At 65.5% G+C, this 6690-nt stretch carries 5 protein-coding genes and 1 pseudogene; 5 read left to right on the top strand and 1 reads right to left on the bottom strand.

All coding sequences use genetic code 11. The features are described from left to right. A pseudogene (locus J3L12_RS16405) lies at positions 1–313 on the bottom strand (hypothetical protein); the annotation flags it as partial. A 99-nt stretch (positions 314–412) separates the two neighbouring features. Between J3L12_RS16405 and J3L12_RS16400 the strand changes: the two are divergent. Genes J3L12_RS16400 through J3L12_RS16380 form a run of 5 tightly spaced genes read left to right on the top strand, consistent with a single transcriptional unit; the run spans position 413 to position 6445 of the window. Continuing rightward, the gene (locus tag J3L12_RS16400; RefSeq protein WP_208016125.1) at positions 413–1993 is read left to right on the top strand and encodes a hypothetical protein; all 1581 of its coding nucleotides are present in this window, start codon (positions 413–415) and stop codon (positions 1991–1993) included. Positions 1994–2033: 40 nt separating this feature from the next. Next, positions 2034–2990 carry a PIG-L family deacetylase gene (locus tag J3L12_RS16395; protein ID WP_243455338.1) on the top strand — a complete coding sequence of 319 codons (957 nt, stop codon included), beginning with the start codon at positions 2034–2036 and terminating at the stop codon, positions 2988–2990. Between the two features lie 48 nt (positions 2991–3038). Then, positions 3039–4061 carry a tetratricopeptide repeat protein gene (locus J3L12_RS16390; protein WP_208016123.1) on the top strand — a complete coding sequence of 341 codons (1023 nt, stop codon included), beginning with the start codon at positions 3039–3041 and terminating at the stop codon, positions 4059–4061. A 57-nt stretch (positions 4062–4118) separates the two neighbouring features. Next, positions 4119–5336, top strand: a complete 1218-nt coding sequence (locus tag J3L12_RS16385; protein WP_208016122.1) for a polysaccharide deacetylase family protein — start codon at positions 4119–4121, stop codon at positions 5334–5336. A 2-nt stretch (positions 5337–5338) separates the two neighbouring features. Further along, positions 5339–6445: a heparan-alpha-glucosaminide N-acetyltransferase domain-containing protein gene (locus tag J3L12_RS16380; RefSeq protein ID WP_208016126.1), complete on the top strand. Its 1107-nt coding sequence runs from the start codon at positions 5339–5341 to the stop codon at positions 6443–6445. The last annotated feature ends 245 nt before the right edge of the window (positions 6446–6690 follow it).

The following is a 6690-nucleotide window of genomic DNA, read 5'->3' as shown; positions in this document are numbered from 1 at the left end:
AGAACAAGCTGGGTTCGGCCAGAAAATGTACGACCAAAGCTTGGTACTGGAGTAGTCGTCGCTGCAAACGGGTGCGTTCAGGTAGATGGGGGAAGCAGTCACCCAGGTTGGCGACCAGCCACAGGTAGAACCGGCGGAATGAGCCGCCTTTGAGGCTGAACATCAGCCCGATGGTGACCAACTCACTAAGGCTGAGCTTGGCTTGTTGATGTTCATGCTGTTCAGCCTTCGAACGCAGGGCATCGTCTACCCCAACGTACATCACCAAAGCAACGTCTTCCAGCGATAGAATGCATCTCGGGTCTGGCCGCATACACCAGACCCTATTCCTTTCTCCCGCTACTTTTCAACTAGCACCAGTGATCAGCTAGGCGCGAACCTCCGGGCCTACCCGGCCCAGGTGATGGGGCCGGTGCCCACCTCGCTGCGGAAGGTGCCCAAGGCGGTCTTTCTGGGGGTGGAGGGCCTGGGGGCCCTGACCGGGTTCCCCGGCCTGGGCTGGCTGCTCTCGGGGGCGCCGGTGGTGGGGCTGAGCCTGGCCATGATCGGGCCCGGCATCGCCTGGGCCCTGCTGCCGGCGCTGTTCAGCCCCTACAGCGCTACCCTGCTCTCGCCCTACGGGGTGAACAGCTACCTGGTCTACTTCCCGATCAGCGCCCTGCTGAGCACCGCGGCCCTGGCCTACCGGCTGCGGGGACACAACGCCCGGCCTTCCCGCGGCCACCCTAGCCCCCGCCCGACCTTGCCTTCGGCCCGGCGGGCCCGGCGGCTGGGGGTGGGCCTGGGGATCTTCATTGTGGGCGCGATATTGCTCTCCACCCTGCTGGTGCCGCTTTTGGGCATTCCTTCGGCCCAGGCTCAGTATCTGCCGGTAGCGGCTCCCCCGGCAGAAGGGCGGGGGGTGTACCTGCACAGCGGGACGGCCTACCTGAAGCCCTACCCCTGGTACAACCCACCCCCTGGGTTCCCCCCGGACTCGGCCCGGCTGCCGGAGGTCTCGGCCCTGGTGGTGCAGGAAAAGCGTACCGGGGAGCTGGGCAGCTACCGCCTGATTGCCCTGCCTTCCTCCCGCCCGGTGGCGCTGCGGGTGGTGCAGCAGGGGCGCGAGGGCGGCCTCGAGCGCCTCGAGCTTCGCCCGGTTGAGGCCCTGGCGGCGGGGCGCTACCTGCTCCAGGCCAAGCAGACCGCCAGCCCCTACGGCGGGCAGGTCGAGTACTACTTTGAGGTAGACCCCGCCCTGCCCCCCCTGGTGCCCGCGCCCCAGACGCCTGAGCGAAAGGTTCAGCTTCTGCCCCCGGCCCTGTTTAGCCCGCTGGCCGCGCTGGTGGCCCTCTGGCTGGCCGGCCTCCTGTGGCGCAGCTACCGGCGCACCCGTCAGCCCCAGCTGCTGTGGTGGGCCCTGGGGGTGAGCGCATTTGCCCTTGCGACCGGCCTCGAGGCCCTCTTCCCCCAGGGCTGGCAGCCCTGGGCCTATCGGCTGTGGTACAGCGCTGGGGCCTTGCTGGCGGCGGCCTTCCTGGGGCATGGCACCGCCATGCTCCTGCTGCCCCGCTACCGCGGTAGCCTGACCCTTCTATTGCTCGCGTACGCCGGGCTGGCGCTGCTGGTAGCCCTGTGGGCCCCGGTGGATCTGGCCCGGCTGGAGCACCCCCTGAGCGGCCAGGCCTACCCCTCGGTGGGCGAGGCCGGGCTGCTCACCCCCCGCAGCTATACCCCGCTCCTGAACCTCTATGGAACGGTCTGGCTGGTGCTGGGGGCGCTTCTGTCCCTTCGCAGCTCGGTACAGCGGGCCCCCGGCCTCTGGGCCATCGCCCTGGGGGGCCTGATGATGGGCAGCATCGGCAGCCTGAACCGGCTGGGCTATGGCGAATTACAAAGCCTGGGGGCCCTGCTCAGCATTACCCTGATCTATGGGGGGGTTTACCTGCTGAGCCCCGCCCGCAAGGCTCCAGCAGTAGCTCCGGAAGGCTCGAGGCGTCCGGCAACCCTGTAAAGTTGGATTGATGGAAAGGAAACGCTCCAGGCGACGCCGAATGCTGTACCTGCTGCTCCTGTTGCTGGTACTCGGGCTGGTGTTGTGGATCAACGCCCCCGGTCTGGCCGCGTGGCTTTACCGCCTGTACTACACCCCCCGCGTGGAGGCCCTGCCCATAGCGCCCGGCTTTAGCGCTGCCGACCGTGTGCTGATGCTGGCCCCCCACCCCGATGATGAAGTGCTCTGCTGCGCAGGCACCCTCCAGCAGGCCAGGGCCGCCGGGGCCACGGTATTCATCGCCTGGCTCACCAGTGGTGACGGCTTCGAGTGGGATGCGGTGCTCCTCCGGCGCACCCCAGATCCGGGCGACAAGGCCATGCTCGAGCTCGGCCAGGCCCGCATGAACGAGGCACGCACCGGGGCTCGGATAATGGGGATTCCAGGCGAGAACCTGCGTTTTCTGGGCTATCCGGATCAGGGTCTGATGCGCCTCTTTCTGGACTACTACTACTATCCTTTCACCGCGCCCCACACCGGTGTAGACCGGGTTCCCTACCCCGGCACCCTGTCGCCCGGTGCCCTGTACACGGGCGAGAACCTCGAGCGAGACCTGGAAAAGCTCCTGGACGAGACCCAACCCACGGCGGTGCTGGCCCCCAGCCCGCTGGATGCCCACCCGGATCACCGTACCACCGGCGACCTGGCCCTGCGGCTGCTGGGCAAAAGAAAGGAGCTGCACAAGGCCCGCTTCTGGATTGTTCACGGAGGGCTGGAGTGGCCTCTGCCCAAGGGGGTACACAAGGATCTGCCGCTCGAGCCGCCCCCCAGGGGCCGCGGCCTGCCCTGGCAGCGGGTGGTACTGACCCCCGAGCAGATGGAGCGAAAGCTCGAGGCTGCCCGCGCCCACCACAGCCAGATCATCATTATCGGGCGTTTCATGGAAGCCTTTATCCGGCAAAACGAGCTGCTGAGCCCGGTGCCCCTTCCAGAGCCCGAGGCCCATCCCCTACGCTAGGCGGTTTTACCAAAGCTTTACCCCGTTGCCCTAGGCTGGCTACCGTTTATGGCCCAACTTCCCAGACGCTTGACCCGACGACAGGCCCTCAAAGGGTTGCTGGGGGGTGCTATGGTCGCTGCCGCCTCGGGACGGGGGCAGACCCTGAGCCCCACGCGCTACCCCTACAGTTCGGGGGCCTTTACTTGCTTTATTGAAGACTCCTATCTACAGGCCCCCGCCGCAACCCCAGCCTTTAGGGCCTGGCTCGAGGCCCGCTACCAGGAGGCCTACGACCACCCCCTGCGTTCGGCGCTTCAGGCGCAGCGCACACGGCTACGCTCAGCCTCAGTTGAACAGGCCCGCATGGCCGCCCTCTGGCTGCACCGGGCAGTCAAGACCCTCATCCCGCGTTTTAGCCTCGAGCGAGGCTTCGAGTTCTACAACGCGGTGCGGCTGGGTGAGCGGCAGTGCCTGTTGCAGTCGGTGCTGCTGGCCGGGCTGCTGCAGGAGCTGGGCCTTCCAGCAGGGGTGGTGATGGTCTGGCGCAACCAGGCGGGGCAGGAGAGCAACCTAGGTCATGCCGTCACGCTGCTGAGCCTGCCGGATCGATCCCAGGTTCTGGTAGATGCTTCCGACCCCCTGCCTTTCATGCGGCACACGGGCCTCTACCTGTGGGACGTCAGCGCCCAGGGATACCGCTTTGTGGAGCCTCGTTTTTCCACCGAGGGACACATTCTGGGATACCGGCGAAGCCTGGATGGCCAGGCGCTCAAGGGCGCCGCCGTGCGGCCCCTGGATATAGCCTTTCTGCACTCGCAGTTTGACTTTTACCGGGGAGAACGTGCCCCCAGGGGATTCATCGGGCCCAGCACCCCCGAGGGGCTTTCGGTTTCGGCCCGGTTTATGGAGCGAGCGGTAAAGCGACAGCCGCAGAACCCCCTGGCGGTGTATGGCCTGGGGTACATCTACCGCAAACAGGGCCGCCTCGAAGCAGCAAAGGCGCAGTTCCGCGATGCGGATCGTCTATACACTGCCCAGGGCTACCGACCCGCCGGGCTTCGCTCGGCCCTGGAGTGGGCCGGACTTTAAGCCGCACCTGCTTGAGAAAAGCGTCTAAGGGAGGTATTTGGTTTTTGGGAGAAACACATGCATCGCTGGTGGTTTTATCTGCTGTTGTTGACGCTCGTGGGCTGTGGGCGGAGTCCCGCCGAGGCCGGGAGCCTGCCCACAGTCCAGAGCCTGCCGCCCGGTGAAGTGCAGCCGGTGGCCCCTGGCTTTCACCCGGCCCCGCCCCTACCCCAGATTGTCCTGAACCCAGAGGTTCCTGGCCTGCGCAGGCTGGTCTACCTTTCCAACGGCTCCCTCGAGGCCGCGCATGGCCTGCTGCTGGTGCCCCGAAACCAGACCCAGCCTGCACAACTCCTCGGCCTGGCCCAGCAGGTGGTACAGCGGGCGTATGCCGCCCGGGAGAGCCTTGGGATGGTAGACGTGAGCCTCTACCGCGCCGAAGACTACGCGGGCTTTGGCGGGCCCCTGCCCCTCTTCACCGCCTCGGTACCCAAGGTTCGACTGGCCGAATTCCTGCGCCTGCGCCCCGAAACCCTGGCCCTGTACGACCATCTGTGGCTCAATCCGAACGAGCCCACCGCCCCGGCCCTGAAGCCCAGCCGACTGGCCGAGCACCGGCCCACCTTCGAGGGCAGCCACAACGAGTTGCTGAACCAGCAGCGGCTACAACTCCAACAGCGGCAGCGGGGCGCGCTGCCGGGTAGCGGGCTGTACTATCACGGGCCGCCCAACTCGAACAAGGTAGCCCTCACCTTTGACGATGCCCCACACCCCATGTATGCCCCCCTGGTGCTCGATGCCTTGCAGCGAGCCGGGGTCAGGGCTACTTTTTTCGTGATCGGGCGCAACGCCGAGGCCTACCCCTATTTCGTGCGCGACCTGGCCAGGGCCGGGCACGAGCTGGGTAACCACACCTACCACCATGTGCGGCTGGTGGGCCTTCCGGAGTCGGTCATGCGTGACGAGTTACTGCGCACCAACCAGCTCCTTCAGGGTCTGACCGGCCAGCCCGTGCGCTTTTTCCGCCCCCCTGGGGGCCGCTACGATGCCCAGGTGCTGCGGGTGGCTAAGTCCGTGGGTCTGACCACGGCCTTTTGGACCGACGACCCCGGCGACTTCAACAACCCCGGTAGCCGGGCGATCGAACGCCGCACGCTGCGCTTCTTGCGCAAAGGAGGCATCGTGCTCCTACACGACAACGCCCAGCAAACCTTGCCCATTCTGGTCAAGCTGGCCGAGGATGCCCGCTCACGGGGCCTCGAGCTGACCACCCTATCGGCGCAGGCGGGCAGGTGAGCATGGCCCTGGCCTCTCCCCTTCCCCACGCTGCGGCGCCTTCGCAGGGTGAAGCCCGCTCGGTAGCGCTCGATGCCTTCCGGGGCCTGACCGTGCTCCTCATGCTCCTGGTCAACAACATTGCCCTGGACAGTGCTACCCCCACCCAGCTCCAGCACGCGCCCTGGGGTGGGGGGCTTCATTTGGCCGATCTGGTTTTTCCCTGGTTTCTGCTGGCCACCGGGGTTTCGATGCCCTTCGCCTGGGCTTCTATCCAGCGGCGAACCCCAGGGTATGGCGTCTGGCTTCGCAAGGCCACTCTGCGAACGCTTACGCTCTTTGCCCTGGGCCTGCTGCTGGTTAGCGCGGTTGCCCACACCCCCCTGTTTGCCCTGGGGGTTTTGCAGCTCATCGCGCTGGCCTTCTGGGTGGGCGCAGTACTGTACCCCACCCCCGCCCTGCTGCGCTGGGGGCTGGCCGGGGGGCTGCTGGTTGGCTACTGGGCCGCCATTCGGTTCATACCCCTCCCCGGCGTGGGAGCAGGGGTTTTTGAAGAAGGGCAGAACCTGCTCCTGCACCTTAATCAAAACTACCTGGCTCCCCTGGGGCTACGGGGGGTGCTGTCGGTTATTCCTACCGCTGCGCTGGTGCTCATGGCTGGTGGGGTGGGAGATGTGCTACACAAACCGCTACGGCCCCTTCAGAAAGGGGCCTGGCTTTCCTTGCTGGGCCTGGGGCTGGGTCTTTTGGGGTACGCCTGGAGCCTGGATCTCGAGTTCAACAAGCCCTACTGGACGCCTGCCTACATCCTGATGGGTGCTGGCAGTGGAACCCTGCTTCTAGGAAGCCTGACCTGGCTCGAGCATGCCCTCGGAAAAGGCTGGCTCTTCTCACTGGTTATACCCGGAAGCAACGCCCTCCTGGCCTACATAGCGCCCATCCTGGTAAAGGTCTGGATTCTACAAGACTGGAAACTGGATGGCCTGAGCCTGCAAAACTGGCTCCTGCTTCAGGTCAAAGCAACCTGGGGATCCTGGGTGGGGGGCTGGGCTTACTCGCTGGGCTACCTAGCATTCTGGTGGCTGGTACTGGCCTGGCTTTACCATAGGCGGTGGTTCTGGCGGGTGTAAAGGTGGTGGCGAATTGCCCTTTGGAGGATTCAGACAAAGGCAGCCAGAAAACGCAGTCTAGCTCAATGCCAGTTCGGGTGGGGTCGCAAAACTTCTATCAGCTCACTACAATCCCTTCGTGTGCTACCTCATAACTCCACCCCGGCCATCTTCAAGAGGATGCGGCTGCGAATGAGGTTGTGCACCAGAAGGATGAGGTTGACCCGAGCCACCAGCCCCCAGTAGGAGCAGGCTTCTACCCTGTG

This window comes from Meiothermus sp. CFH 77666, assembly GCF_017497985.1.
Lineage (GTDB): Bacteria > Deinococcota > Deinococci > Deinococcales > Thermaceae > Meiothermus.
This window is presented reverse-complemented; position numbering and strand designations above follow the sequence as displayed.

Coding starts and splice junctions, on each gene's coding strand:
- J3L12_RS16395 (WP_243455338.1), top strand. CDS start 2,034: ATGCTGTACCTGCTGCTCCTGTTGCTGGTACTCGGGCTGGTGTTGTGG.
- J3L12_RS16390 (WP_208016123.1), top strand. CDS start 3,039: ATGGCCCAACTTCCCAGACGCTTGACCCGACGACAGGCCCTCAAAGGG.
- J3L12_RS16380 (WP_208016126.1), top strand. CDS start 5,339: ATGGCCCTGGCCTCTCCCCTTCCCCACGCTGCGGCGCCTTCGCAGGGT.
- J3L12_RS16385 (WP_208016122.1), top strand. CDS start 4,119: ATGCATCGCTGGTGGTTTTATCTGCTGTTGTTGACGCTCGTGGGCTGT.